Source organism: Thalassobaculum sp., from assembly GCF_040219615.1.
Classification (GTDB): Bacteria; Pseudomonadota; Alphaproteobacteria; order Thalassobaculales; family Thalassobaculaceae; genus Thalassobaculum_A.
In genome coordinates, this window is the sequence record NZ_JAVJSE010000016.1 from 79,583 (window position 1) to 101,735 (window position 22,153).

Sequence of the window (22,153 nt, forward strand, 5' to 3'; positions counted from 1 at the left end):
GGTTCACGAGACCGCAGATCGCCGGTCGGTGCAAGGGATGGCGTTCACCCCCGAACCGGCCGGCGTCAGAACCGGTAGCCGACGCTGAAGGCGCCGAACAGGCTCGGGCCTTCCTGGCCATCGAATTCCTTGGTGCGCATCACCTGGACGTAGGACACCCGCATGTCGCCGAAGGTCACGACCACGCCCGCCGACAGGTCGGCGACCAGCAGTTCCTTGTCGACGCTGGGGCTGTCCCGGAAGGTGTTGCCGTCGAGGAAGATGTTGCGGGCCACCGCCCGGCCTTCGGCCCCGGCGAACAGGTACCAGCCGAACTCGTCGTCCGGCGCGCGCGCGGCGAAATACTCCGATCCCGGGGTGTGCGGCTGCAGGCGCGGCGGCCCGTAGTCGTATTGCGGCGGCTCGCCGAACCGCAGGGTGAAACCGGCGGCCGCGTGGGTGAACACGTTGCCGAGCGCCAGCCCGACATGCGGCGAGACGTCGCCCCGCAGGTCGCCCACGATCGGCTCCGACGGCACTACCCAGCGCCGCTCGAGGTTGAGCAGCACCGCCGGCTCGTCGTGCAGTTGGTGGTCCCAGCCCTGCGGCTCGGGCGAGTTGACGATCTCGTGGACGAATTTCTGGGCCTCCTCGCCGAGCGCCGACGGGCCGACCACGCCGAGCGAGAGCTGGACGCTGGTCTGGGTCCGGTTGCCGTCGCCGGTGGCGAGGTCGTTGAGCACGCCGATGGTGCCGTACAGCCAGCCGGCATAGGGCTGGTCGTCGGGATCCGGGTCGCTCACGGTGATGTCCGACGGCGTGTACATGTTCTGACCGAGCCCGACGGTCCAGCGCACCGTGCCGATGGTGCCGATCAGCGGCCGGGCGGCGTCGACCACGGCCTCCGGGACGGCGCCGACCGGACTGGTCCGGTTCAGCCGGATGCCGTTGGTGAAGTATCGGTCGGTGTTGTTGGTCAGGTCGTTCTCGAGGGTCAGCGTCCACACCGGCCGCTCGTCCTCGGGCGGCTGGGCGGTGCCGGTGCCCTCCGCCAGCGCGGGCCAGGACAGGCCGGTGGCCAGCGCGGGGAGAACGAGCCTTGTGATGCGCTGCAGCATACCGCCACTATGGCTCACGGCCGAGGCTGCCGCCATCCGAGTCTTGGGCCGGGGCCGCGCGAACGCCGATCCCGGAAGGCTTGACCCGGCCGCCGGGTTGTGGCTCAAATCCGAACCATGATGTTCGGAACCTGGACGCTCGGCCTTCGACTTACGGACCCGGCTCTCTGACGAGAGACCGGGATCTATCCGTTCGCCGTCCGCGTCCAACCCAAAGGTTCCCAGGCCGATGACTGTCGGCAAACCTTCCATACCCGCCCCCGCTAGCTGTCGCGTTCCACGTGGCGTGGAACGCGTCGACACGGCTCCGGTTCCGGGCGATCGGACGGCTTCTGCACGCCGCACCCCCAAATTCGCACGACGACGCGCGCCCGCCGGCTGAGGCGCAGGGCGCGCCACAGGAGACCGTCATGAACGTCCAACCCATTCACAAGTACCGATCCTACGCGCCGGTCGGCCTGAACGACCGGTCCTGGCCGGACAAGGTGATCGACCACGCGCCGATCTGGTGCTCGGTCGACCTGCGCGACGGCAATCAGGCGCTGGTCGACCCGATGGACGGCCCGCGCAAGCGCCGGATGTTCGACACCCTCGTCAAGATGGGCTTCAAGCAGATCGAGGTCGGCTTCCCGTCGGCCTCCGACACCGACTTCAACTTCGTGCGCGAGCTGATCGAGCAGAAGCTGATCCCCGACGACGTCACGATCCAGGTGCTGACCCAGGCCCGCGAGCACCTGGTCGACCGCACCTTCGAGAGCGTCCAGGGCGCGAAGAACGTCATCATCCACCTGTACAACTCGACCTCCGAGCTGCAGCGCCGCGTGGTGTTCCAGCAGGACCAGGCCGGGGTGAAGCAGATCGCCGTCGAGGGCGCCGAGATGGTGAAGGCGCGGCTCGACCGCCTGAAGGGCAGCAACGTCCAGCTGCAGTACTCGCCGGAGAGCTTCACCGGCACCGAGCTCGACTACGCGCTGGAGGTGTGCGAGGCGGTGATGGACGTCTGGTGCCCGGTCACCGACAACAAGATCATCATCAACCTGCCGTCGACCGTCGAGATGTCGACCCCGAACATCTACGCCGACCAGATCGAGTGGATGCACCGGCGGTTCACGCGGCGCGACCGCGTGGTGCTGTCGGTGCACCCGCACAACGACCGTGGCACCGGGGTGGCCGCCGCCGAGCTGGCGGTGATGGCCGGCGCCGACCGGATCGAGGGCACGCTGTTCGGCAACGGCGAGCGCACCGGCAACGTCGACATCGTCACCCTGGGCCTGAACCTGATGACCCAGGGGGTCGACCCGAAGCTCGACTTCTCCGACATCAACGGCCTGATGGAGACCGCCGAGTACTGCACCCAGCTGCCGATCCACCCGCGCCATCCCTATGCGGGCGAGCTGGTGCACACCGCGTTCTCCGGCTCGCACCAGGACGCCATCAACAAGGGCATGAAGGCGATCCAGGCCTCGAACTCGGGGCTCTGGGAGGTTCCGTACCTGCCGATCGACCCGCACGACATCGGCCGCAGCTACGAGGCGGTGATCCGGGTCAACTCGCAGTCGGGCAAGGGCGGCATCGCCTACATCCTGGAGACCGACCACCACATCCGGCTGCCGAAGGAATGGCAGGCGCAGTTCAGCCAGGTGATCCAGCGGCTGACCGACGCGACCTCGCAGGAGATCTCCAGCCAGGAGATCTGGAACGCCTTCGACAAGGAATACGTGGCGCAGCCGGACGGCCGCTTCGAGCTGGTCTCGTTCGAGGACAGCCGGGTGCCGGGCTCCAACCAGGTGATCCGGGTGACCGCCGAGGTGAAGTGCGACGGCGAGGTCCGGACCATCCAGGCCGAGGGCAACGGCCCGGTCAACGCGTTCTCCAAGGCGATGCGCGAGGCCTTCGGGCTGAAGTTCCGGTTCAAGGACTATGCCGAGCACACCCGCTCGGTCGGGTCCGACGCCGAGGCGGTCGCCTATATCGAGCTCAAGACTCCCGACGAGAGCGGCAAGAGCGTGTTCGGCGTCGGAATCGCCACCGACATCACGCTCGCGCCGATCAAGGGCGTGGTCAGCGCCTGCAACCGTCTGTAGGCGGCGCCCGGCCGGCTGGACGGCGGTATTGTTCCCGGCGGACGCGGATCATCACGACACCGTGTCCGCCGGGCCGCATTATCGCCCCTGGTCGAACGGTCGCGACGACACCATTTATCCGACATGCCCGGACCGACGTGGCGGCGCATCCTGCCCCGCGCCGCACGGTTCCTAGACTCCTCTCGGCGGTTCGGGACGCCGGTAGAGGCGCGAGCCTCTTCCGCCGCGACCGGGCCGATCCGCTCCATGCCCCCGGAGTTCGGATCGGCCCACCGCGGCCTCTCAGCCGGGAAGCCCGGCGCTCCCGCCATGACTACGCGTCACTTCGCCTCCAGGAACGCCAGCACCGCGGCGTCGAACAGCGCTTCCTGCTCGATGTTCGAGAGGTGGGCGGCGGCCGGCAGGATCGTGAGGTGCGCGCCGGCGATGCATTCCTGGATCTCGCGCGCCTTCTCCGGCGTGGTGCTGGGGTCGTCGGCGCCGACCACGATCAGGGTCGGGGCGGTGATCGCCTTGATGCTCTCGCGCTGGTCCATGCCCTGGATCGCCCGGCAGCAGCCGACGAAGCCGGCGACCGGGGTGTTCAGGATCATCGCCCGGATCTTGGCGACCGCCAGCGGGTCCTTTTCCCGGAACGGCCTGGTGAACCAGCGTTCGATGGTGGCGTCGACGACGCCGGCCATGCCCTGGGTCTCGGCCAGCTGGATGCGGCCCTCCCAGAGGTCGCCCGGGCCCATGTAGCTGGCGGTGTCGCACAGCACCAGCCGGTCGACCCGCTCCGGGTGCAGGGTGGCGAGCCGCTGGCCGACCATCCCGCCCTTCGACAGGCCGCAGAAATGCGTGCGGGCGATGCCCAGGTGATCGAGCAGCCCGACGGCGTCGGCGGTCAGCGTGTCGATGCTGTAGGCCCCGGCCGGGGCGGCCGACTGGCCGTGACCGCGGCTGTCGTAGCGCACCACGCGGAAGTGCCGGTTGAACGCCTCCATCTGCGGGTCCCACATGTGCAGGTTCGAGGCCAGCGAGTTCGACAGCAGCAGCGTCGGCCCCTCCTGCTTGCCGGAAATCTCGTAGTACAGGTTGATTCCGTTGACGGATGCGTGCGGCATGCTTTCCTCCCGAGTCCGGTTCGGCGGCATTCGAGCGCACCGTGGCGGCCACGGCAATAGCGCCACTCGACACGTCGCCGCGGCTCGGCTCGAATTGCCGGCGTCCCGCAGGGGCGGACCCAGCCCGAGGAGAACGCGCGAATGGCGCCCGACCCGTTGCCTGCCGAGGCCCTGTACCGCCGAACCGACCTCGCGGGGCTCGATTTCCGGAGCACCGCCGACCTCGACGACGTCGAGACCCTGGTCGGCCAGGACCGCGCGCTCGACGCCGTGCGGTTCGCCGCCCGCATGCGGTCGCGCGGCTACAACCTGTTCGTGATGGGGGCCAAGGGCTCCGGCAAGCACGCGGCGGTCCGCAACTACCTCAACGAGCGGGCGGCGGCGCTGCCGTCGCCGGACGACTGGGTCTACGTCAACGACTTCGACGACGCCCACCGGCCGCGCTGCCTGCGGCTGCCGCCGGGCGGGGGCCCGGCCTTCGCGCGCCGCCTGGAGGGCCTGGTCAAGGACCTGCGCGACACCGTGCCCGGGCTATTCGAGGCCGAGGACTACCGCCTGAAGCGCGAGGCCATCGAGAAGCGGTTCGCCGAGCGCTCGGAGGCGCGCTTCAAGGAGGTCGCCGAGGAGGCGACCAAGCGCGACCTGGCGCTGGTCCGCACCCAGCAGGGCCTGGTGGTCGCGCCGGTCGAGGACGGCAAGCCGATGCCCCCGGAGAAGTTCCAGGCGTTGCCGGCGGAGCGGCGGTCCGTCCTGCAGGCGGCGATCGAGGAGGTGCAGGGGCATCTGCGCGCCGCCCTCCACACGGCGCCGATCCTGGAGCGCGAGCGCCAGGCGGCGGTGCGCGCGCTCGACCGCGAGGAGGCCGGCGCGCTGGTCGACCTTGAACTGGCCGAGGCCCGCGACGGCCTCGAGCTTCCGGCGGAGACCGCCGCCTGGCTGGACCGGCTGCGCGACGACCTGATCGACAATGTCTCGGCCTTCGTCCGGCCGGCCGAGGGCGACGAGAACTCCGGCGGCCCGGCGATCTCCGGCCCGCCGGAGGCCCGCTTCCGGCGCTGGGCGGTCAACGTCCTGGTCAGCAACGGCGCAGCGCGCGGCGCGCCGGTGATAACCGAGGACCATCCGACCCTCGGCCGGCTGATCGGCCGGATCGAGCACCGCGCCCAGATGGGGGCGATGCTGACCGACTTCACGCTGATCCGGCCCGGCGCCCTGCACGTCGCCAACGGCGGCTACCTGCTGCTGGACGCCCAGAAGCTGCTGACCAACGCGCATGCCTGGGACGCGCTGAAGCGGGCGCTGTACGCCGAGCGGGTGGTGATCGAGGGGCCGGCGGAATCGGCGGCGACCGCCCTCATGGTGTCGATCCAGCCCTGCCCGATCCCGCTGGCGGTCAAGGTCGTGCTGTTCGGCGACCAGCGCGTGCAGGCGGCGCTGTCGGCAATGGACCCGGACTTCACCGACCTGTTCAAGGTGGCGGCCGACTTCGACGACGTGATGGACCGCGATGCCGCCCACGACCTGCTGTACGCCCGGCTGGTCGCCACCATCCAGCGGCGGTCCGCGCTCCGGCCGTTCGACCGCGGCGCCGTCGAGCGGGTGATCGAGCACTGCTCGCGCCTGGTCTCCGACGCCCGGAAGCTGACCGCCCGGGTCGGGGTGATCGCCGACGTCATGCGCGAGGCCGACTATGTCGGCCGCGACCGCCGCCACAGGGTGATCCGGGCCGAGGACGTCGAGGACGCGCTGGAGGCGCAGCGCTACCGTTCCGACCGGGTCGAGCGCCGGATGCGCGAGCAGATCCTGCGCGAGACCGTGCGGATCGCCTCCGACGGCGAGGCGGTCGGCCAGGTCAACGGCCTGGCGGTGCTGCAGGCCGGCCAGCTGGCCTTCGGCCGGCCGACCCGGATCTCGGCGCGGGTCCGGGTCGGGCGCGGCCGGGTGATCGACATCGAGCGCGAGGTCGAGCTCGGCGGCCCGCTGCACTCCAAGGGCATGCTGATCCTGCAGGGCTACCTGGCCGGCACCTTCGCGCCCGACGTCCCGGTGGCGCTGCAGGCCAGCGTGGTGTTCGAGCAGTCCTACGGGGGCGTGGATGGCGACAGCGCCTCGTCGACCGAGCTCTACGCCCTGCTGTCGGCGCTGTCGCAGCTGCCGATCCGCCAGGGCATCGCGGTCACCGGCTCGGTCGACCAGATGGGCATGGTGCAGGCGATCGGCGGCGTGAACGAGAAGGTCGAGGGCTTCTTCGAGATCTGCAACGCCCGTGGCCTGAGCGGCGGCCAGGGCGTGATGATCCCGCGCGCCAACGTCGAACACCTGATGCTGAAGCCCGAGGTGATCGAGGCCTGCCGGCGCGGCGCCTTCCGGATCTGGCCGATCGACAGCGTCGACGACGGCATCGAGGTGCTGACCGGGGTCGCGGCCGGCGAGCGCGGGCCGGACGGGCTGTTCCCCGAGGGCAGCGTCAACCGACTGGTCGAGGACCGCCTGCTCGGGTTCGCCGAGGCGCGGCGGAAGTATCTGGGGGACGGTGACGAGGCGTGATCCGGCTCTACGGCCGGCAATACGCGTCGACGGGTGCGGCGCCGGCGACCTCCCAGACGGCGCCCTTGGTGATCAGGTATTCGCTGGCCCCGAATTTCGGGGTATCGGGGTTCCAGTCGTAGGTGTAGCCGAGCCGGGTCCACGGCGCGCCGCCGGCGGCGTAGGCCCAGGCGTAGGCGGCGTTGAACCAGGCCAGGTAGTCGTCGACGCCCTTGACCTTGGGCGCCACCGGCAGGCCGTTCGCCATCGGGAAGGCGACGTTGCAGGCGGTGTCGCCGGTCTCCGGGTCGGGGCACGGCCGGAACAGGTCGGTTCGGTCGACCCAGAGCTCGACGAACATGTCGTAGGGGCGGTCCGGGACCAGGCCGAGATGCTCGCGCAGCCGGTCCTTCAGGGCGTCGCCGGCCAGGCCGGTCGCCCGACAGAACTCCCGGATCTGCGGCGCCAGGGTCACCCAGGCATGGACGCCGCCGGTCACGCCGCCCGGCGTGTTCCGGTAATACTTGTCGTAAGACGCCTGCGACATCAGCGAGACGACCTTGATCTGCTTCTTGGCAGCCGGGTCGCGCCATATCAGCTTCGGATTGCCGTCGGAGATTGCGAACAGCCCGTCGTAGACGTTGGCCGCCGACTGGCCGCTGGCGTCGCCGATCGCGGCCTCGAAGGCGACTGCGTCGAGGGTCGGCGGCGCCGGAGTCGGAGCGGTGGTGGTGGCGCAACCGGCAAGCAGCAGCCAGACGGCGGCGACGGCAGGCAGGATCACGGGCTTTATGCGGACGACCCGTCAGGTTTTTTCAACTATAGGAGATATCACTGCTTCGGGGAAAGCCCACTCGGGCGGTCCAGCCTGGCCGGGGCCGCCGCCTGACAGTCCGGCGAACGGGTGTTATGATCAGGTCGCACTACAGGATCTGGGTGACGGTATGGCTGGGAAGTTTTCCGATGATGCGATTCCGCTCTCCGAGTTGAAAGCCGACCCGGATCGGGTCGTCGGCCATGTGCTGGAGACCGGCAGACCGGTTCTCCTGACCTCCGAAGGACATGGGGTCGCGGTCGTTCAGTCGATTGCCGGCTATGAGGAATCCGAGGAAGAGCGAGCCTTCATGCGTGCTGTGGCGCAGGGACTCGCGGATATTGAAGCCGGGCGTCACGTCTCGCTGGCCGAGGCCAAGGCGCGCTTCGGCCTCGAGTAACCGGATGCCCGGGGTCGTCGTCGGCGTCGCCAACTCGGCGATAGCGGACTTGAACGCACTCCGATCCTGATATGTTGAACAAGGGGCTCCCGCAGCAGGTAATCGCCTGATCGCCGAAATCTTCACTCGGGTCGAGGTTCTGCACGATTTTCCGGAGATCGGGAGGATCGTACCCGAGTTCGGCCGACACGGCCTGCGAGAACTGATCCATCCACCGTTCCGTATCGTCTACCGTTGCTCGTCGTCTCAGGTATGGGTGATCCGCGTCTGGCGAAGCGAGCAGCAACTCAAGCTGCCGCCGGACCCGTCCACTCGCTGACCACCGTCTCGAACGCCGGGCGCGGGCGCTCGTTCGGCGGGGTCGTGGGCGTGCCGATGTAGATGAAGCCGATGATCTCGGTGTCCGGGGAATGCCCGAGCGCCTGGCGGACCGCCGGGTGGTAGGACGGCCACTCGGTCAGCCACTGGGCGACGAAGCCGCTGGCATGGGCCGCCACCAGGATGTTCTGGCACAGCGCGCCGCCCGAGAGCTGCTGCTCCATCAGCGGGATCTTCGGGTGGTGCGGGTCGACCCGCGCGGTCACCGCCAGCAGCACCGGCGCGCGCTGCGGCCGCTGGCGCTCCAGTTCGACCTGGCGTGCCTCGGCCTCCGGGTGCTCGGCCGCGAAGACCGTCGCCAGCACATCGCCGAGGGCGGCCTGGCCGGGCTTGTGCAGCACCTGGATGCGCCAGGGGCCGAGCTTGCCGTGGTCGGGCACCCGGATGCCGGCGGCCAGGATCTTCTCCAGGGTGGCGGCGTCCGGCCCCGGCTCGCCCATGTCCTTGGCGACCACCGAGCGGCGGGTCAGAAGCAGATCGAGGGTGTCCATAGGGGGTGATCTCCGTCGGGTTCCGGGCGAACATAGGCATCCGCAGGGCCAAATCAAAGTGCTCTATTGCATGTCGTTCGCAACAATGGGTCCCGCCATGCCCGATACCGTCGTCCTCGCCGTTCATTACCAGAACGAGAACTGCCATCCCGACGGCAAGGTCGGGATCGGCATCGGCGAGGACCGGGCGTGGAGCGAGGCCAGGCTGGCGAGCGCGAAGCGGCTGTTCGCGGCATCCCGCGCCGCCGGGGTGCCGATCGTGCACACCCGGCTGGCCCTGCCGGCGGACATGGCGACGGTGATCGCCAACACGCCGATCCTCCGGCGCTTCGTCGAGATCGGCGCCTGGGTCGAGGGCGGCTGGGGAGCGGAATTCCTCGACGGGCTCGGCCCCGAGGACCGGGAGCCGGTGGTCACCCACACCCGCAACAATGTGTTCCACAACTCGATCCTGGACGAGGTGCTGTTCCCGCTGCGACCGCGTCGGCTGGTGGTGTGCGGGGTATCGACCGCCTACGCCGTCGACCACGCCGTGCGGCACGCCGCCGACCTCGGCTACGAGGTCACGGTGGCGGCCGACGCCTGCTCGACCGCCACGATCCGCCAGCATGAGGCGACCCTGGAGACCCTGAAGCTGCTGGCCCGGATCGCCACCGTCGACGAGATCGTGGCGGAGTTCGCCGCTCTCGGGTAGAATGCCGCCGCCGTCAAAACGACGGCACGACCCGGTCCCGAAGCGGACCCGCCGAAAGAATTTCGGAGACACGCCATGACCCGATCCGCCTCCAGATCCCTGATCCGCCGCGCCGCCATCACCGTTGCCGCGGCCGCTGTCCTGGCCGCGAGCGCTGCCTGCACCCCGGTCGAGGTGGGTATCGGCGCCGCCGCGCTCGCCGGCCCGCAGATGGCGACCGGCCGCAACACCTTCTACTGGACCGACCGGCTGTTCGGGCGGTCCTGCGCCGATGTCAGCTATTTCGACCGGCCGGTGCGCTGCGTCAACGACGGCTGACCGCCTCGGTTTCCCGCGGCGTCTTCGGTCGCTCCATCCTTGACCGGCGATTGTTGTTGTTGACTGACGGCAATAAATTTACGTAAAACGTAAATATGAACGCGACATCTCATGCCGAGAAAGACGCGCGCTCCCGGCTGATGCGGCTGGCCGGGCTGCTGCGCTGGATGCTGCTGGCGGTGGCGGCGGCGATCCCGGCGGCGGCGCTGCTGATCGCCGTCCTGGCGCCGCAATGGGTGCTGCAGCGCGCCGGGCTGGCCGGGCTGCCGCTCGACCTCGCGGCCGGCGACCCGTGGCGGCTGCGCGCCGCGATCGCGGTCGGCGCGGTGCCGTCGCTGGTGCTGATCTGGGGGCTGGCGCGGCTGTCGACGCTGTTCCGCCGGGTCGCCGAGGGCGAGGTGTTCTCGGAGCCGGGGGCCCGGGCCCTGCGCGATTTCGCGGTCGCGGTGCTGGCGCATGCCGCGCTGGCGCCGCCGGCGCATACCGCGGTGGTGCTGGTGCTGACCCTGGCCAACCCGCCGGGGCAGCGGCAGCTGGCGATCGCGCTCGGCTCCGACGACGTCGCCGGGGTGGTGATCGGCCTGGTGTTCCTGGCGGTCGCCTGGATCCTGCGCGAGGGCCGGCGGATCGCCGACGAAAACGCCCTGATGATCTGACCGATGCGGATCGTGGTGCGGCTGGACGTCATGCTGGCGCGGCGGAAGATGCGCTCCAAGGAACTGGCGGAACGGGTCGGGATCAGCGAGACCAACCTGTCGCTGCTGAAGTCGGGCAAGGTGAAGGGCATCCGCTTCGCCACCCTGGAGCGGCTGTGCGAGGCCCTGGACTGCCGGCCCGGCGACCTGCTGGACGTCGAGCCGGGCGAAGGGAGCGAGACATGAGACGGATGCTCGCGGCGGCGGCGCTGCTGGCGGCGGCCGGGCTGCTGCCGGCCGGCTGCGGGTCGATCGACTGGCGCGCCACGGTGGCCGACCTCGCCGGCAGCGCCTGCCGTGGTATCGGCAACTGCACCGTCGCGTGCGGCGACGGCTCGACCCTGGACGGCCGGCCGACCGGCGCCCGCTGCCCCCGCTGATCGGCCCGCGCTAGTCGCCCGGGCCGTTCAGCCGGTCCAGACCGAACCGCATCGCGAAGGCCAGGAAGCAGCAGCCGGCCACCACCGCGCACATCGCCAGCGGCGTGCCGTCGTGCAGCAGGCCGACCAGCAGGCTGGAGAGCGCGCCGAGGCCGAACCGGACCGCGCCGAACAGCGCCGAGGCGGCGCCGGCGCTGGCCGGGAACGCCCCCATCAGCCGGGCCGTGCAGTTCGCCGCCACCGGCGCCTGGATGCCGACCACCACCAGCAGCGGCGCCGCCACCAGCCACAGCCCGCCGATCCCGGTCAGTCCGGCGAACAGCAGCACCGCCCCGCCGGCGGCACCGGCGGCGATCGACAGCCGGGTGATGCGGCGCAGCCCGAGCCGCTCCAGGTAGCGGGCGTTCAGCGCGGAGGCGATGACCAGAGCGACCACGTTGATGCCGAACAGCGCCCCGTACCACTGCGGCGGGACCCCGAAGAACTCGATGTATACGAACGGCGTGCCGGTGATGTAGGCGAACATCGCGGCACTGTTGAAGCTGCCCGACGCCAGGTCGGCCAGCGCCCGCCGGCTGACCAGGATGCGGCCGTAGGCGGCGAACGCGCCCAGCAGCCGGATGCCGATCCGGGCCGAAGGCGGCAGCGACTCCGGCAGCAGGGTCAGGCTGGCCAGCAGCCCGGCCGCGCCGAACGCGGCCAGCACGTAGAAGATCGCCCGCCAGTCGGCGACCAGCAGGATCTGCCCGCCGACCGTCGGCGCGGCCAGCGGGGCGATCGCCATCACCATCGCCATCAGCGACAGCACCCGCGCCGCGCCCTCGGTCGAGAACAGGTCCTTGGCGACCGCCCGCGCCAGGGCCGAGGCGGCACCGCCGCCGACCGCCTGCAGGAAGCGGCCGAGGGTGAGCGTGCCGATGCTGTCGGCGACCGCGCACATCAGCGAGGCCAGCAGGAACAGCGCCAGCCCGGCGGCGATCACCGGCCGCCGGCCGACCCGGTCGGAGATCGGCCCGTACACCAGCATGCCGACCGCGAAGCCGAGCAGGAACACGGTGATGGTCTGCTGAACCTGGGCCGGATGCGCCGCCAGCCCGGCGGCGATGTCCGGCAGGCTGGGGAGGTACATGTCGACCGCCAGCGGGCCGACCATGACCAGCGACCCGAGCAGGACGATCAGCGACCGGCCGGGAGCGGGCGCGGGGGCCGGGGGAGAGGCGGTGGCGGTCATGCGGGCTCCGATCGGCGGGACGTTCCCTGCGTAGCATGGCGATGCCGCGACCGTCGCCGGTGTCGCGCATCGCGATTGCGTCCAAAGGCCGATTCATGTCCTGTTTCGCGGGCAAGGTGGGGGTGTGGAGCAAGCGAAATATGTCACTGAAAGCATCGCTGATCGCCGGCGTCCTGATCGCCGGCTGGAGCCTGACGGCCGCCGCCGAGACCCCGGTCGAGCGCGGCCGCTACCTGGTCGAGTCGATCGCCGGCTGCGGCAACTGTCATTCGCTACAGGACGCCGGCGGCGTGGTTCCGGGCAAGGAGTTCGCCGGCGGCCCGCCGATCAAGGACGCCGCCTTCGACGCCTGGCCGGCCAACATCACCCCGGACAAGGAGACCGGCATCGGGAGCTGGAGCGACGCCGAGATCGTCCGCGCCATCCGCGAGGGCGTCGACCGCGACGGCCGGTTGATGGGGCCGCCGATGCCGTTCTGGCTGTACCGCGACATCGCCGACGACGACGTGAACGCGATGGTCGCCTATCTGCGCACCGTGAAGCCTGTGAAGAACAAGGTCCCCGACAGCGTCTACCGGATTCCGCTGCCGCCGGCCTGGGGCCCGGCGGTCGCCGGCGTCACCGCGCCGCCGCGCACCGACAAGGTGGCCTACGGCGGCTATCTGGCGGGCCCGGTCGGGCACTGCGTCGAGTGCCACACCCCGATGACCGACAAGGGCGGGCTCGACATGACCCGGCTCGGCGCCGGCGCCCGCGAGTTCCACGGGCCGTGGGGCACGTCGATCTCGCGCAACATCACGCCGGCGGCGATGGGCGACTGGAGCGATGCCGAGATCAAGCGGGCGATCACGACCGGGGTCAGCCGCGACGGCACCCGGCTGCTGCCGCCCATGGGCTTCGGCTTCTATGCGAGGATGACCGACGGCGACCTGGACGCGCTGGTCGCCTGGATGCGGTCGCTGCAGCCGGCCGACTGACGGAAGACGGAGACCGATGACCGAAGGGCCCGGCACGAAGACCCTGCTGATCGTGGCGCACGCGCCGTCGCCGAACACCCGGCGGCTGCGCGACGCCGTGGCGGCCGGGGCCGGCGACGCCGGGGCCGACGGGATCGCGGTGCGCGTGGTGGCGCCGCTGGACGCCGGGCCGGACGACGTCCTGGCGGCCAGCGGGGTCGTCCTCGGGACCTCCGAGAACCTCGGCTACATGAGCGGGGCGCTGAAGGACTTCTTCGACCGCACCTACTACCCGGTGCTGGAGAAGACCCAGGGCCTGCCCTACGCCCTGTACATCCGCGCCGGCCACGACGGCACCGGCACCCGCCGCGGGGTCGAGACCATCGTCACCGGCCTCCGCTGGAAGCCGGTGTGCGAGCCGGTGCTGTGCCGCGGCGAGTGGCAGGACGGGTTCGAGGCGAAGTGCCGCGAGCTCGGCACCCTGATGGCCGCCGGGCTCGACGCCGGGGTGTTCTGAGGGCACGGGAAGCGATCCCCTGCAATCTCGCGCCCCGACCCGGCTGTCCGGTCCCGGGGCGCGCCGGCCGGACGATCAGCGGCCGGCCAGCAGCCAGGCCCGGGCGCTGGCCTCTTCGGTGAACACCCGCGCCCGGCCGTCCCTGCCGCCCGGCTTGGTGGCGGCCCAGAGCGCGGCCATGGCGAGATGGCCGGGGATGTCGGCGATGACCGCTGCGGTCGGCAGGCTCGGGTAGCCCATGGCGGCCTTGTGGGCCTGGTAGGCTCTCAGGGCAGCGAGGTCGATCTCGTCGAGGCTGGTGTCCAGGTGCAGGGCGAGGAGGCGCGTCCCGGCGCCGATCCCGGGGGTGGTGAAGACGGCGTCGGCGGCGGCCAGCATCAGTTCTAGGGTCACGTGGCCGCGGTATTCCAGCCGCAGGATATTGTCTCGGTCGTCATAGGCGACGTGAAAACTGCCCCGGGTCGGACCGCCGGGCATCGGGCCTCAGGCCCGCAGCAGCGAGGCCGGATTGAGAGTTACCGGGACCAGCCCGGTCTTCGGGTCGCGCTGGCCGAAGCCGGCGAGCCGTCCCGCGTCCAGCCGGTCGGCGCTCGATTCCAGTCGGCACACATAGAGCAGCCACAACTCGACGGATCTGCCGACGCGCCGGAACGGCAGCCAGATCCGGTCGTGCGTGATGGTGAGGCCGTGCTGGGTCTCCATCACCCGGTTGGTCCAGGCCGGGGCCGCGCGTTCGCCGAGCCGCCGGAAGTGCTCGAGCAGCAATCGCGGGGTGGCGGCGTAGACGCCCTGCGAGACCAGCCGGCCGGTCAGGTCGATGCCGGCCTGTTCGGTAATGCGCGAGCCGACGAGCCGGTAGCGGATGTCGCGGCCGCCGTCGACCACATCGTACAGGCTGATCCAGCCCATCCAGGGCAGCAGCGCGACCGGGTCGACGTCGCTCCAGTCCGGGATCGCGCCGCCGTCGCGCGGCAGGCCGTTCCACCAGTCCAGCAGGGCACGGGCGTCGGCCTTGCCGCAGGCCTCGGCCGGCAGCAGCGGTGCCACCTCGATCCCGTCGACCCGGTCCGGGCCGGCATTCGCTGCGGTCGTCATCGCCAAGCCCTTATCGCTCCACCCTCGGCTCGTCCAGCGTCATAGCACGGTCACATTAAGGTGAACTTAACGATGACAAGGCTCGCGCAGGTAGCAGTCCCGCCGCCGGTGCTACCGATAGCGGCTGCGGGCATACTCTTCCAGGGCCTTCGGCATGATCTGCTGCAGGTTGGCGATCCGCGACCCGGGCGCCGGATGGGTCGAGAGGAACTCCGGCGGGCGCTGGCCGCCGAGAGTCTCGAAATTGCGCCAGAGCTGGACGGCCGCGCGCGGGTCGTATCCGGCCTTGGCCATCAGCATCAGGCCGATGTGGTCGGCTTCGGCCTCCTGTTCGCGGGTGAACGGCAGGATCAGGCCGAGGGTCGACGCCTGGGCGAGGATGTCGGCCATCCCGGGATACTGCGAGCCGATCGCCTGCTGGCCGACCTGCACGATGGCCTGCCGCGAGACCCGTTCGGCACTGTGGCGGGCGATCGCGTGGCCGACCTCGTGGGCCATGACCGCGGCGAGCTGGTCCTTGTTCTCCGCGACCTTGAACAGGCCGGTGTTGACCCCGACCTTGCCGCCGGGCAGGGCGAAGGCGTTCGGCTCCTCGTCCTCCAGCACGGTGAACTCCCAGGCCAGCCCCGGCTGGCCGCTGACGTCGGCGATCCTTCGGCCGATCTCGTTCACCGGTTGGGTATAGCGGGGATCGCCGGAAATTCCCTTCTCGCTCTTGATCTGCCGGTAGGCGTCGACCCCCATCTGCCGGGCCTGGCCCTCCGGCAGCAGGATCAGCTGCTGGCGCCCGGTTACCGGCGCCTCGGCGCAGGCGGCCACGGTCATGGCGACGGCGACGGCCGCGGCGAGGCGGCTGGGCAGGGCGGCAAGTCTCGGCATGGTCGGGATCCTGGGCGTTGCAGGGCGCGGGGCTGCCCTGTCAACGCCGCTGCAGGGTCATGGTTTCAGCCGGCTCAATGGTCGGTCGGGTCGCCCCGGTTCAGCCGGTCCGGCAGCGGCGTGCCGGCCTCGACGAACTCCAGCGAGACCGAGTTCATGCAGAACCGCGCCCCGCTCGGCGGCGGGCCGTCCGGGAACACGTGGCCGAGATGGCTGTCGCAGCGCGCGCAGCGGTTCTCGACACGCACCATGCCGTGGCTGACGTCGCGCAGGTTGGCGACATGGGCCGGGTCGAAAGGCGCGAAGAAGCTCGGCCAGCCGGTCCCGGAGTCGAATTTGTGCTGCGACGAGAACAGCGGCAGCCCGCAGACCCGGCAGACGTAGGTGCCGGTCTTCTTGTTGTCGAGCAGGGTGCCGCAGAACGGCCGCTCGGTGCCGTGATGCAGCAGCACCCGGATCTCCTCGCGGTCCAGGCCGGCGGTCAACTGCTTCATCTCGGCTTCGTCCGGCCGGTGCAGGTCGTAGCCGGCGGCCGAAGTGGCATTCGAGGCGGCGGTGTCGGTCATGGCGGTCTCTCCCGGACGGGGTGTCTCGCGCCCTCAGGCGCCGGTCTTCTCGGCGGCCTTCAGCCGCTGCGGATAGGTCTTGCGCAGCTTCGCCACCTTCGGCGCGGAGACGTGCACGATATAGGGCTGCGACGGGTTCCGGGCCGCGTAGTCGGTGTGATAGTCCTCGGCCTCGTAGAACACGTCTAGCGGCTCGACCGTGGTCACGATCGGCGCGTCGAAGACGTCGGCGGCGTCGAGCTGGGCGATATAGGCCTCGACGACCCGCTTCTCGTCGGCGTTGGCGTAGAACACCGCCGAGCGGTATTGCGGGCCGCGGTCGTTGCCCTGGCGGTTCAGCTGGGTCGGGTCGTGGGCGACCGAGAAGAACACCTTCAGCAGATCGCCGTAGCTGGTCGCGCCCGGGTCGTAGGTGATCGCGATCGCCTCGGCATGGCCGGTGGTGCCGGAGCACACGGTGCGGTAGTCGGCGGTCTCGGCGGTGCCGCCGGCGTAGCCCGGGCGCACGGCGCGGACCCCGGCCAGTTCCTTGAACACCGCCTCGGTGCACCAGAAGCAGCCGCCGGCCAGCACGGCGGTGCGCTCTCCGGTTCCGTCCGCCGGCAGGTCGACGGCGGGGTCGGGGAATGTCGACGGGGTCATGGACTTGCCTCCTGGCAACCAGCGGAACATCGGCGTCTGCCTCCCGGACCGGCGAATGTCGCGGCGGGCCGAAAGGATACGCCCTCGCCGCGCCCGGAACCATGTGGGGCGCGGGCGCCCGCTGTCGAGGGAGCGCACGCAGCCGTGTACCGGTATACCCTCTGATGGATCGCGCCGGTGATCCGGTGTACCGATGGCGTTCGGTGGCCGCGGGGGAAACGATTGGACGAGCATCCGGGGGCGGTCCGGGTCAGGGAGATCCTGGCGGTCGCCCGCAATCAGCAACTTCGCGGGCTGCTGGAGTACTGGCTGGCGATCCATCCGCCCGACCGACTGCCGGCGCGCGGCGACTTCGACCCGGGCGAGGTTCCGGCGGCGCTGCCCTGGCTGGTCCTGACCGAGGTCGAGCGCGACCCGTACCGTTTCCGGGTCCGCCTGATGGGGACGGCCGTGGTCGCCGCCTTCGGCCGCGACTTCACCGGGCGCTACCTGTCGGAGATGCTGACCGACCACGAGATCGACTACAGCTACCTGCACCGGATCGAGGTCGCGGAGACCGGGCTGCCGAACTACCGCTACGGCGACCCGCGCATGGCGTTCAAGCTGGACTTCGGCCCGATCGAACGGATCTACCTGCCGTTCGCCGCGGACGGCGAGACCGTAGACATGATCCTGGGGATGACCCTCTATCTGGCGCGCCGGCCGTGATCGCGGACCGCCGCGTGGTGCCGGCGCCCGGGTCGGACCGGCCTTCCCGCGGTTCCGAAAGCGAGGCGAAATGATCGTCCGGCAGACCATCCTGGGGGTGACCCTGCTGCTCAGCTCGGCCGGCGGGCTGGTGGTGGAGATCGTCGCCGGCCGGCTGATCGCGCCCTATGTCGGCATGTCGCTGTACACCTGGACCGCGATCATCGCCGTGGTCCTGGCCGGGCTGTCGGCCGGGCACTGGATCGGTGGCCGGATGGCGTCGGCCCGGATCGGCGATCTCGGCGCCACCCGGCGGCTGGCGGTTGCCCTGGCACTCGCCAGCGTCAGCAGCTTCGCGACCCTGGGCCTGCTCCGCCTGCTGGCCGGCCCGCTGCTGGGCAGCGGCCTGGGAACGGTGCCGGCGGTCGTCCTGCTCAGTGCGGCGCTGTTCCTGCTGCCGAGCCTGTTCGTCGGGATCGTGGCCCCGATCGTCACCCGCCTGGCGGTCGGGCTGCGGCCGGACGACCCGGGTCCGGTGATCGGCCGCATGTACGCGCTCGGCACGCTCGGCAGCATCGCCGGGACGCTGTCCGCCGGCTACCTGTTCATCGCCTGGATCGGCTCGACCGGGACCATCGTCGCGGTCGCGGCGGTCTATGCCGTGCTGGCGGTCCTGTGCGCCGGCCTTGCCGGCCGCGGCTTCGCCCCGCGGGTCGGCCTCGGGATAGCGGTGCTGCTCGGCGGCGTCGCCGCCTGGAGCCAGGGCACCGGGGCCCTGGTGTCGCCCTGCGACCGGGAGAGCGACTACTTCTGCATCCGCATCGACGATTTCGCGCCGGTCAGCGGCCGGCCGAGCGCCGTGATCGTGCTCGATCACCTGGCACACAGCATCAACGATCGCGACGACCCGACGCTGCTGTTCAACCCGTACATCCATTTCGTCGACGAATATGCCCGCCGCCGCCTGCGGCTCTCCGCCGACCGGCCGCCCGCCGCCTTCTTCATCGGCGGAGGCGGCTACACCCTCCCGCGGGCCTGGGCATCGGAGATGCCGGCGGCCCGGCTGACGGTGGCGGAGATCGACCCTGCGGTCACCGCGGCGGCGCGCGAGCGGCTGTGGGCCGACACCGGGCATCCGGCCCTGGAGATCCGGCACCGCGACGCCCGCATGCTGCTGCAGTCGCTGCCGGTGGAGCCGGCCTTCGACGTGGTGTTCGGCGACGCCTTCCACGACATCTCGGTGCCGGCCCATCTGGTGACCCGGGAGTTCCACGGCGAGGTCGCGCGCCGCCTGACCGATCGCGGGTTCTACGTCGCCAACGTGGTCGACGACGGCCGGCGGCCGCGCTTCGTGGCGGCGCTCGCCCGCACCCTCGGGCAGGACTTCGCCGGCGTCGAGGTCTGGGCCGAGGCCGACGCGCTGGCGGCGGCGCTGCGCGGGGGCGAGCCGCGCCTGACCTACGTGGTGGTCGCCGGCCGCACCGCCGGCGGCCTCGACAGCTTGGCGGCGGTGCGCGGTATCCGGCGGGTCTGGCTGCGGCTGCCGGTCGAGGCGGTGATGGCGGCGGCCGGCGGTCAGGTGCCGGTCCTGACCGACGACTTCGCGCCGGTCGATCGGCTGATGACCACGCTGCTGCTGGCGCCGGCGGATTGACCGCCAGGGCGACGACGGGGCCGTCCGGCAATCATGGCGGGTGCGTACCACGGCGCCAGTGCGATACGCTCCCGCAGCGGTTCGGGCTTCGTACGGGCGAGATGACCAAACATCCCAGCATCGAGAAGGCCGAGGAGATCCTGCCGCTGATCCGGCATCCGGCGTTGCGCGGGCTGCTCGAATACTGGATGTCGATCCATCCCGGGGACCGGATGCCGGGCCGGCAGGACTTCGATCCGCTGGCGGTCCCGCGGGCCCTGCCGAACATGGTCCTGACGGATGTCGAGCGCGAGCCGTTCCGGTTCAGGGTCCGGCTGATGGGAACCGCCGTGGTCAAGGCAATGGGCGACGATTTCACCGGCCGGTACCTGGACGAGGTCTGGCCCGATTCCAGCGACCAGCCGCTGATCGCCCACCGGGTGGAGGTCGCCGGGAGCGGGCTGCCCAACTACCGGCACGGGGTGTCCCCCACGAAGTTCAGGCTGGATTTCCTGCCGGTCGAGCGGATCTTCCTGCCGTTCGCGGCCGATGGCCGTCAGGTCGACATGATCCTCAGCATGATGATCTACATGTCGCGTGCCGACGCGCCGGCCGGCGGGCCGCGATGACCGATCATCCGAGCGTCGCCCGCGCGAACGGGATCCTCGAGATCGCCCGGGCCGCGGAAATGCGGGCGCTGCTGCGCTACTGGCTGTCGGTGCACCCGCGCGATGCGCTGCCGGGCCGGCGCGACTTCGACCCGGCGGCGGTGCCGGGCGCGCTCGCCAACCTGGTGCTGACCGAGGTCGAGCGCGATCCGCTGCGCTTCAGGGTCCGGCTGATGGGGACGGCGGTGGTCCGGGCGTTCGGCAAGGACTTCACCGGGCGGTATCTCGACGAGGCGCTGCCGGGGGTCGTCGACACGGTGATCCACACCGACCGGGTGGCGGTGGTCGAGACCGGCCTGCCGAGCTATCGCCACGGGGCGACGGCGATGCCGATCAAGTTCGACTTCGCGCCGATCGAGCGGGTCTATCTGCCGCTGGCGACCGACGGCGCGACGGTCGACATGATCCTGGCGATGACGCTCTACCTGACCAGGAGCGCGGACCGCAGGCGGTAGCGCCGGCGCTCAGACGAACTTCCGGAAGATCTTCGCCTGGTCGAACAGTTCCTCGAGCGTCCGCATCCGTTCTTTGGTTTCGCTCCAGGTCGCGGTCTGGACGGCGGCGACCAGGGCCTCCACCACGAACAGGGTCACCACCGAGGAGTCCCAGGCCGACGGCGCCTCGATGCGGGCGCGGAAGCTGTGGGTGGCGAGCTTGGCGGCCGGCGAGCCCCACTGGTCGGTGAACAGCACGAGCTTCACGCCGCGCGCCGTGACGGTCTCGGCGAGCCGCAGCACGTCGTGCTCGTAGCGCCGGACGTCGAAGGCGACCAGCACGTCGCCCTCCTTCATGTTCAGCACGTAGTGCGGCCAGGTGTTGGAGTTCGGGGCGATCAGGGTCAGGCCGCTGCGGATCACCTGCATGTGTGTAAAGAAATAGTCGGCGAGCGACCGGGTGATGCGGCCGCCGACCACGTAGACGTCGCGCTTGCGGTCGCGCAGCAGGGCGGCGGCACCGTCGAACTCGTCGATGCCGATCTGCCGCAGGGTCTGCCGCAGGTTCTCGGTCACCGCCTCGGCGAAGCGGTTCAGGATGTGGGTGTCCGGCGCGTTCCCGGCCCAGCGGTCGTGCTTGGCGATCGGGCTGGAGATTGTGGCCTCCAGCTCGCTCCGCAGCGCCGCCTGCAGCTCCGGGAAGCCGCTGAACCCGAGCTTCTTGGCCATCCGCACCACGGTCGGGGTGGAAACGCCCGAGGCCTCGGCCAGCGCGGTGATGCTGCCCAGGCCCGATACCGGGTAGTTGGCCAGGATCGCATTGGCGAGCTGGCGCTCCGCCCGGGTCAGGGACTGGAAGCGGTTGTGGATGCTGTCGGCGACCGTCTGGTCGCGGGGCGGCGGATGGGGGGCCGGGCTCATGGTGGGGAAAATCTCGCTCGCGGGTAGGCGGATTGTCTCAGAATGTCGCTTGACTGTCTGCATCGCTCTGAAATGATAATTTCAGAACCCGAGAGGATGTGTGATGCGTTCCAAGGCCAGCGCAGCGGCCGGCTTTCCACAGGCCGGCGGCTTGCTCCGGACCGACCCGGTCGAACTGGTCAACCCGACCGGTCGCGGCGGCTTCGTGCTGGTCTGCGAGCATGCCGGGAACTTCATCCCCCCGGAGCTGCGCGATCTCGGGCTGGGCCCCGGCCTGACCACCAGCCATATCGCCTGGGATCCGGGCGCCCTGCCGGTCGCCCGCGAGCTGTCGCGAATCCTGGATGCGCCGCTGGTCGCCCAGCGGGTCTCGCGGCTGGTCTACGACTGCAACCGCCCGCCGGAATCCGACAGCGCGATCCCCGAGGTCAGCGAGGTCCACGCGGTGCCCGGCAACCGCGGGCTGTCGCCGGAAGCCCGGCAGGATCGGGTGGACCGGGTCTACGTGCCGTTCCACCAGGCCCTGGCGGCGCATCTCGACGCCCGCCGGGCCGCCGGCGAGGAGCCGGTGGTGGTGACCGTGCATTCCTTCACGCCGGTCTACAAGGGCGTGCGGCGCACGCTCGACGTCGGCATTCTTCATGACATGGACGCCCGCTTCGCGGATGCTGTGTTGCAGCATGCCGGCGCCGAGCCGGGGCTGGCGGTCCGCCGCAACGAGCCCTATGGGCCGGCGGACGGGGTGACGCATACGCTGCAGCGGCATGCGCTGCCGCGCGGACTGGGGAATGTCATGATCGAGGTCCGCAACGACCTGATCCGGAACGGGGCCGGCCAGCGGGCGATGGCCGCGCGGCTGGCCGGTTGGCTGACCGCGGCGCAGGCGGACCTGGCCGGCGGGCCGGCTTCGTCACGACAGACGCCGCGCGTCGGCTGACGGC

Annotated in this window: 26 protein-coding genes and 1 pseudogene; 16 read left to right on the forward strand and 11 right to left on the reverse strand. The window is 70.7% G+C overall.

Features of this window, described 5'->3' with window-relative positions; genetic code table 11:
• Positions 1–65: 65 nt before the first annotated feature.
• Positions 66–1,115: a lipid A deacylase LpxR family protein gene (locus RIC31_RS11205; RefSeq protein WP_350106747.1), complete on the reverse strand. Its 1,050-nt coding sequence runs from the start codon at positions 1,113–1,115 to the stop codon at positions 66–68.
• Positions 1,116–1,507: 392 nt separating this feature from the next.
• Here RIC31_RS11205 and leuA point away from each other — a divergent pair, with 392 nt between their 5' ends.
• Positions 1,508–3,181 carry a 2-isopropylmalate synthase gene (gene leuA / locus RIC31_RS11210; RefSeq protein WP_350106750.1) on the forward strand — a complete coding sequence of 558 codons (1,674 nt, stop codon included), beginning with the start codon at positions 1,508–1,510 and terminating at the stop codon, positions 3,179–3,181.
• Between the two features lie 320 nt (positions 3,182–3,501).
• On the opposite strand, the gene pcaD is transcribed toward leuA, so the two are convergent.
• Positions 3,502–4,287 (reverse strand): 3-oxoadipate enol-lactonase, encoded by a 786-nt coding sequence (gene pcaD / locus RIC31_RS11215; RefSeq protein ID WP_350106753.1) that lies wholly within the window; start codon positions 4,285–4,287, stop codon positions 3,502–3,504.
• Between the two features lie 141 nt (positions 4,288–4,428).
• Here pcaD and RIC31_RS11220 point away from each other — a divergent pair, with 141 nt between their 5' ends.
• The gene (locus RIC31_RS11220) at positions 4,429–6,834 is read left to right on the forward strand and encodes a Lon protease family protein (protein ID WP_350106756.1); all 2,406 of its coding nucleotides are present in this window, start codon (positions 4,429–4,431) and stop codon (positions 6,832–6,834) included.
• 7 nt (positions 6,835–6,841) lie between these two features.
• On the opposite strand, the gene RIC31_RS11225 is transcribed toward RIC31_RS11220, so the two are convergent.
• The gene (locus RIC31_RS11225; RefSeq protein ID WP_350106759.1) at positions 6,842–7,597 is read right to left on the reverse strand and encodes a hypothetical protein; all 756 of its coding nucleotides are present in this window, start codon (positions 7,595–7,597) and stop codon (positions 6,842–6,844) included.
• 160 nt (positions 7,598–7,757) lie between these two features.
• Here RIC31_RS11225 and RIC31_RS11230 point away from each other — a divergent pair, with 160 nt between their 5' ends.
• On the forward strand, positions 7,758–8,027 hold the full coding sequence (locus RIC31_RS11230) for a type II toxin-antitoxin system Phd/YefM family antitoxin (RefSeq protein WP_350106763.1): 270 nt from the start codon (positions 7,758–7,760) through the stop codon (positions 8,025–8,027).
• Between the two features lie 85 nt (positions 8,028–8,112).
• Positions 8,113–8,346: pseudogene (locus RIC31_RS11235) on the forward strand (type II toxin-antitoxin system RelE/ParE family toxin); the annotation flags it as partial.
• Here RIC31_RS11235 and RIC31_RS11240 read toward each other — a convergent pair.
• The gene (locus RIC31_RS11240) at positions 8,315–8,896 is read right to left on the reverse strand and encodes a nitroreductase family protein (RefSeq protein WP_350106766.1); all 582 of its coding nucleotides are present in this window, start codon (positions 8,894–8,896) and stop codon (positions 8,315–8,317) included. The pseudogene RIC31_RS11235 and the gene RIC31_RS11240 overlap by 32 nt on opposite strands.
• Positions 8,897–8,993: 97 nt before the next feature.
• On the opposite strand from RIC31_RS11240, the gene RIC31_RS11245 reads away from it, so the two are divergent.
• From RIC31_RS11245 to RIC31_RS11265, 5 genes are all read left to right on the forward strand, one after another.
• The gene (locus RIC31_RS11245) at positions 8,994–9,590 is read left to right on the forward strand and encodes a cysteine hydrolase family protein (protein WP_350106769.1); all 597 of its coding nucleotides are present in this window, start codon (positions 8,994–8,996) and stop codon (positions 9,588–9,590) included.
• Between the two features lie 75 nt (positions 9,591–9,665).
• A complete protein-coding gene (locus RIC31_RS11250) occupies positions 9,666–9,908 on the forward strand; it encodes a hypothetical protein (protein ID WP_350106772.1) in 243 nt (80 codons plus the stop codon).
• 95 nt (positions 9,909–10,003) lie between these two features.
• Positions 10,004–10,564 (forward strand): DUF2975 domain-containing protein, encoded by a 561-nt coding sequence (locus RIC31_RS11255; RefSeq protein ID WP_350106775.1) that lies wholly within the window; start codon positions 10,004–10,006, stop codon positions 10,562–10,564.
• 3 nt (positions 10,565–10,567) lie between these two features.
• The gene (locus tag RIC31_RS11260; protein WP_350106778.1) at positions 10,568–10,789 is read left to right on the forward strand and encodes a helix-turn-helix domain-containing protein; all 222 of its coding nucleotides are present in this window, start codon (positions 10,568–10,570) and stop codon (positions 10,787–10,789) included.
• Positions 10,786–10,983, forward strand: a complete 198-nt coding sequence (locus tag RIC31_RS11265; RefSeq protein WP_350106782.1) for a hypothetical protein — start codon at positions 10,786–10,788, stop codon at positions 10,981–10,983. Before RIC31_RS11260 ends, RIC31_RS11265 begins: the two co-directional genes overlap by 4 nt.
• Before the next feature lie 10 nt (positions 10,984–10,993).
• Here the strand turns inward: RIC31_RS11265 and RIC31_RS11270 are convergent, their stop codons facing one another.
• Complete coding sequence (locus RIC31_RS11270) at positions 10,994–12,214, reverse strand: Bcr/CflA family multidrug efflux MFS transporter (RefSeq protein ID WP_350106784.1); 1,221 nt, start codon at positions 12,212–12,214, stop codon at positions 10,994–10,996.
• A 140-nt stretch (positions 12,215–12,354) separates the two neighbouring features.
• On the opposite strand from RIC31_RS11270, the gene RIC31_RS11275 reads away from it, so the two are divergent.
• Both RIC31_RS11275 and RIC31_RS11280 read left to right on the forward strand, forming a co-directional pair.
• Positions 12,355–13,191, forward strand: coding sequence for a cytochrome c (locus RIC31_RS11275; protein WP_350106787.1), 837 nt, complete (start codon positions 12,355–12,357; stop codon positions 13,189–13,191).
• A 16-nt stretch (positions 13,192–13,207) separates the two neighbouring features.
• Positions 13,208–13,687, forward strand: a complete 480-nt coding sequence (locus tag RIC31_RS11280) for a flavodoxin family protein (RefSeq protein ID WP_350106790.1) — start codon at positions 13,208–13,210, stop codon at positions 13,685–13,687.
• A 75-nt stretch (positions 13,688–13,762) separates the two neighbouring features.
• Here the strand turns inward: RIC31_RS11280 and RIC31_RS11285 are convergent, their stop codons facing one another.
• The 5 genes from RIC31_RS11285 to msrA form a co-directional block, all read right to left on the reverse strand.
• Positions 13,763–14,164, reverse strand: a complete 402-nt coding sequence (locus RIC31_RS11285; RefSeq protein WP_350106793.1) for a hypothetical protein — start codon at positions 14,162–14,164, stop codon at positions 13,763–13,765.
• 6 nt (positions 14,165–14,170) lie between these two features.
• A complete protein-coding gene (locus tag RIC31_RS11290; protein WP_350106796.1) occupies positions 14,171–14,782 on the reverse strand; it encodes a PAS domain-containing protein in 612 nt (203 codons plus the stop codon).
• A 111-nt stretch (positions 14,783–14,893) separates the two neighbouring features.
• On the reverse strand, positions 14,894–15,661 hold the full coding sequence (locus tag RIC31_RS11295) for a M48 family metallopeptidase (protein ID WP_350106800.1): 768 nt from the start codon (positions 15,659–15,661) through the stop codon (positions 14,894–14,896).
• A 74-nt stretch (positions 15,662–15,735) separates the two neighbouring features.
• A complete protein-coding gene (gene msrB, locus RIC31_RS11300) occupies positions 15,736–16,227 on the reverse strand; it encodes a peptide-methionine (R)-S-oxide reductase MsrB (protein ID WP_502990118.1) in 492 nt (163 codons plus the stop codon).
• A gap of 33 nt (positions 16,228–16,260) precedes the next feature.
• Complete coding sequence (gene msrA / locus RIC31_RS11305; RefSeq protein WP_350106803.1) at positions 16,261–16,869, reverse strand: peptide-methionine (S)-S-oxide reductase MsrA; 609 nt, start codon at positions 16,867–16,869, stop codon at positions 16,261–16,263.
• Between the two features lie 222 nt (positions 16,870–17,091).
• Between msrA and RIC31_RS11310 the strand changes: the two genes are divergently transcribed.
• The 4 genes from RIC31_RS11310 to RIC31_RS11325 all read left to right on the forward strand — a co-directional run bounded on the left by RIC31_RS11310 (position 17,092) and on the right by RIC31_RS11325 (position 20,312).
• Positions 17,092–17,577, forward strand: coding sequence for a PAS domain-containing protein (locus tag RIC31_RS11310; RefSeq protein ID WP_350106806.1), 486 nt, complete (start codon positions 17,092–17,094; stop codon positions 17,575–17,577).
• A 70-nt stretch (positions 17,578–17,647) separates the two neighbouring features.
• Entirely contained in the window at positions 17,648–19,210 is a 1,563-nt protein-coding gene (locus RIC31_RS11315; protein ID WP_350106809.1) for a fused MFS/spermidine synthase, read from the forward strand.
• Between the two features lie 101 nt (positions 19,211–19,311).
• Complete coding sequence (locus RIC31_RS11320; protein ID WP_350106812.1) at positions 19,312–19,818, forward strand: PAS domain-containing protein; 507 nt, start codon at positions 19,312–19,314, stop codon at positions 19,816–19,818.
• Positions 19,815–20,312 (forward strand): PAS domain-containing protein, encoded by a 498-nt coding sequence (locus RIC31_RS11325; RefSeq protein WP_350106815.1) that lies wholly within the window; start codon positions 19,815–19,817, stop codon positions 20,310–20,312. Before RIC31_RS11320 ends, RIC31_RS11325 begins: the two co-directional genes overlap by 4 nt.
• A gap of 9 nt (positions 20,313–20,321) precedes the next feature.
• On the opposite strand, the gene RIC31_RS11330 is transcribed toward RIC31_RS11325, so the two are convergent.
• Positions 20,322–21,212 (reverse strand): MurR/RpiR family transcriptional regulator, encoded by an 891-nt coding sequence (locus RIC31_RS11330; protein ID WP_350106819.1) that lies wholly within the window; start codon positions 21,210–21,212, stop codon positions 20,322–20,324.
• 103 nt (positions 21,213–21,315) lie between these two features.
• On the opposite strand from RIC31_RS11330, the gene RIC31_RS11335 reads away from it, so the two are divergent.
• On the forward strand, positions 21,316–22,149 hold the full coding sequence (locus tag RIC31_RS11335; RefSeq protein WP_350106822.1) for an N-formylglutamate amidohydrolase: 834 nt from the start codon (positions 21,316–21,318) through the stop codon (positions 22,147–22,149).
• Positions 22,150–22,153 lie beyond the last annotated feature (4 nt).

Bases quoted from the DNA above. Each gene is read 5' to 3' on its own strand.
- msrB (WP_502990118.1), bottom strand. From the start codon at position 16,227: ATGACCGACACCGCCGCCTCGAATGCCACTTCGGCCGCCGGCTACGAC.
- RIC31_RS11250 (WP_350106772.1), top strand. From the start codon at position 9,666: ATGACCCGATCCGCCTCCAGATCCCTGATCCGCCGCGCCGCCATCACC.
- RIC31_RS11280 (WP_350106790.1), top strand. From the start codon at position 13,208: ATGACCGAAGGGCCCGGCACGAAGACCCTGCTGATCGTGGCGCACGCG.
- RIC31_RS11265 (WP_350106782.1), top strand. From the start codon at position 10,786: ATGAGACGGATGCTCGCGGCGGCGGCGCTGCTGGCGGCGGCCGGGCTG.
- pcaD (WP_350106753.1), bottom strand. From the start codon at position 4,287: ATGCCGCACGCATCCGTCAACGGAATCAACCTGTACTACGAGATTTCC.
- RIC31_RS11335 (WP_350106822.1), top strand. From the start codon at position 21,316: ATGCGTTCCAAGGCCAGCGCAGCGGCCGGCTTTCCACAGGCCGGCGGC.
- RIC31_RS11230 (WP_350106763.1), top strand. From the start codon at position 7,758: ATGGCTGGGAAGTTTTCCGATGATGCGATTCCGCTCTCCGAGTTGAAA.
- RIC31_RS11275 (WP_350106787.1), top strand. From the start codon at position 12,355: ATGTCACTGAAAGCATCGCTGATCGCCGGCGTCCTGATCGCCGGCTGG.
- msrA (WP_350106803.1), bottom strand. From the start codon at position 16,869: ATGACCCCGTCGACATTCCCCGACCCCGCCGTCGACCTGCCGGCGGAC.
- RIC31_RS11255 (WP_350106775.1), top strand. From the start codon at position 10,004: ATGAACGCGACATCTCATGCCGAGAAAGACGCGCGCTCCCGGCTGATG.
- RIC31_RS11320 (WP_350106812.1), top strand. From the start codon at position 19,312: ATGACCAAACATCCCAGCATCGAGAAGGCCGAGGAGATCCTGCCGCTG.
- RIC31_RS11295 (WP_350106800.1), bottom strand. From the start codon at position 15,661: ATGCCGAGACTTGCCGCCCTGCCCAGCCGCCTCGCCGCGGCCGTCGCC.
- RIC31_RS11240 (WP_350106766.1), bottom strand. From the start codon at position 8,896: ATGGACACCCTCGATCTGCTTCTGACCCGCCGCTCGGTGGTCGCCAAG.
- RIC31_RS11245 (WP_350106769.1), top strand. From the start codon at position 8,994: ATGCCCGATACCGTCGTCCTCGCCGTTCATTACCAGAACGAGAACTGC.
- RIC31_RS11270 (WP_350106784.1), bottom strand. From the start codon at position 12,214: ATGACCGCCACCGCCTCTCCCCCGGCCCCCGCGCCCGCTCCCGGCCGG.
- RIC31_RS11315 (WP_350106809.1), top strand. From the start codon at position 17,648: ATGATCGTCCGGCAGACCATCCTGGGGGTGACCCTGCTGCTCAGCTCG.
- RIC31_RS11330 (WP_350106819.1), bottom strand. From the start codon at position 21,212: ATGAGCCCGGCCCCCCATCCGCCGCCCCGCGACCAGACGGTCGCCGAC.
- RIC31_RS11290 (WP_350106796.1), bottom strand. From the start codon at position 14,782: ATGACGACCGCAGCGAATGCCGGCCCGGACCGGGTCGACGGGATCGAG.
- RIC31_RS11220 (WP_350106756.1), top strand. From the start codon at position 4,429: ATGGCGCCCGACCCGTTGCCTGCCGAGGCCCTGTACCGCCGAACCGAC.
- RIC31_RS11260 (WP_350106778.1), top strand. From the start codon at position 10,568: ATGCGGATCGTGGTGCGGCTGGACGTCATGCTGGCGCGGCGGAAGATG.
- RIC31_RS11285 (WP_350106793.1), bottom strand. From the start codon at position 14,164: ATGCCCGGCGGTCCGACCCGGGGCAGTTTTCACGTCGCCTATGACGAC.
- leuA (WP_350106750.1), top strand. From the start codon at position 1,508: ATGAACGTCCAACCCATTCACAAGTACCGATCCTACGCGCCGGTCGGC.
- RIC31_RS11325 (WP_350106815.1), top strand. From the start codon at position 19,815: ATGACCGATCATCCGAGCGTCGCCCGCGCGAACGGGATCCTCGAGATC.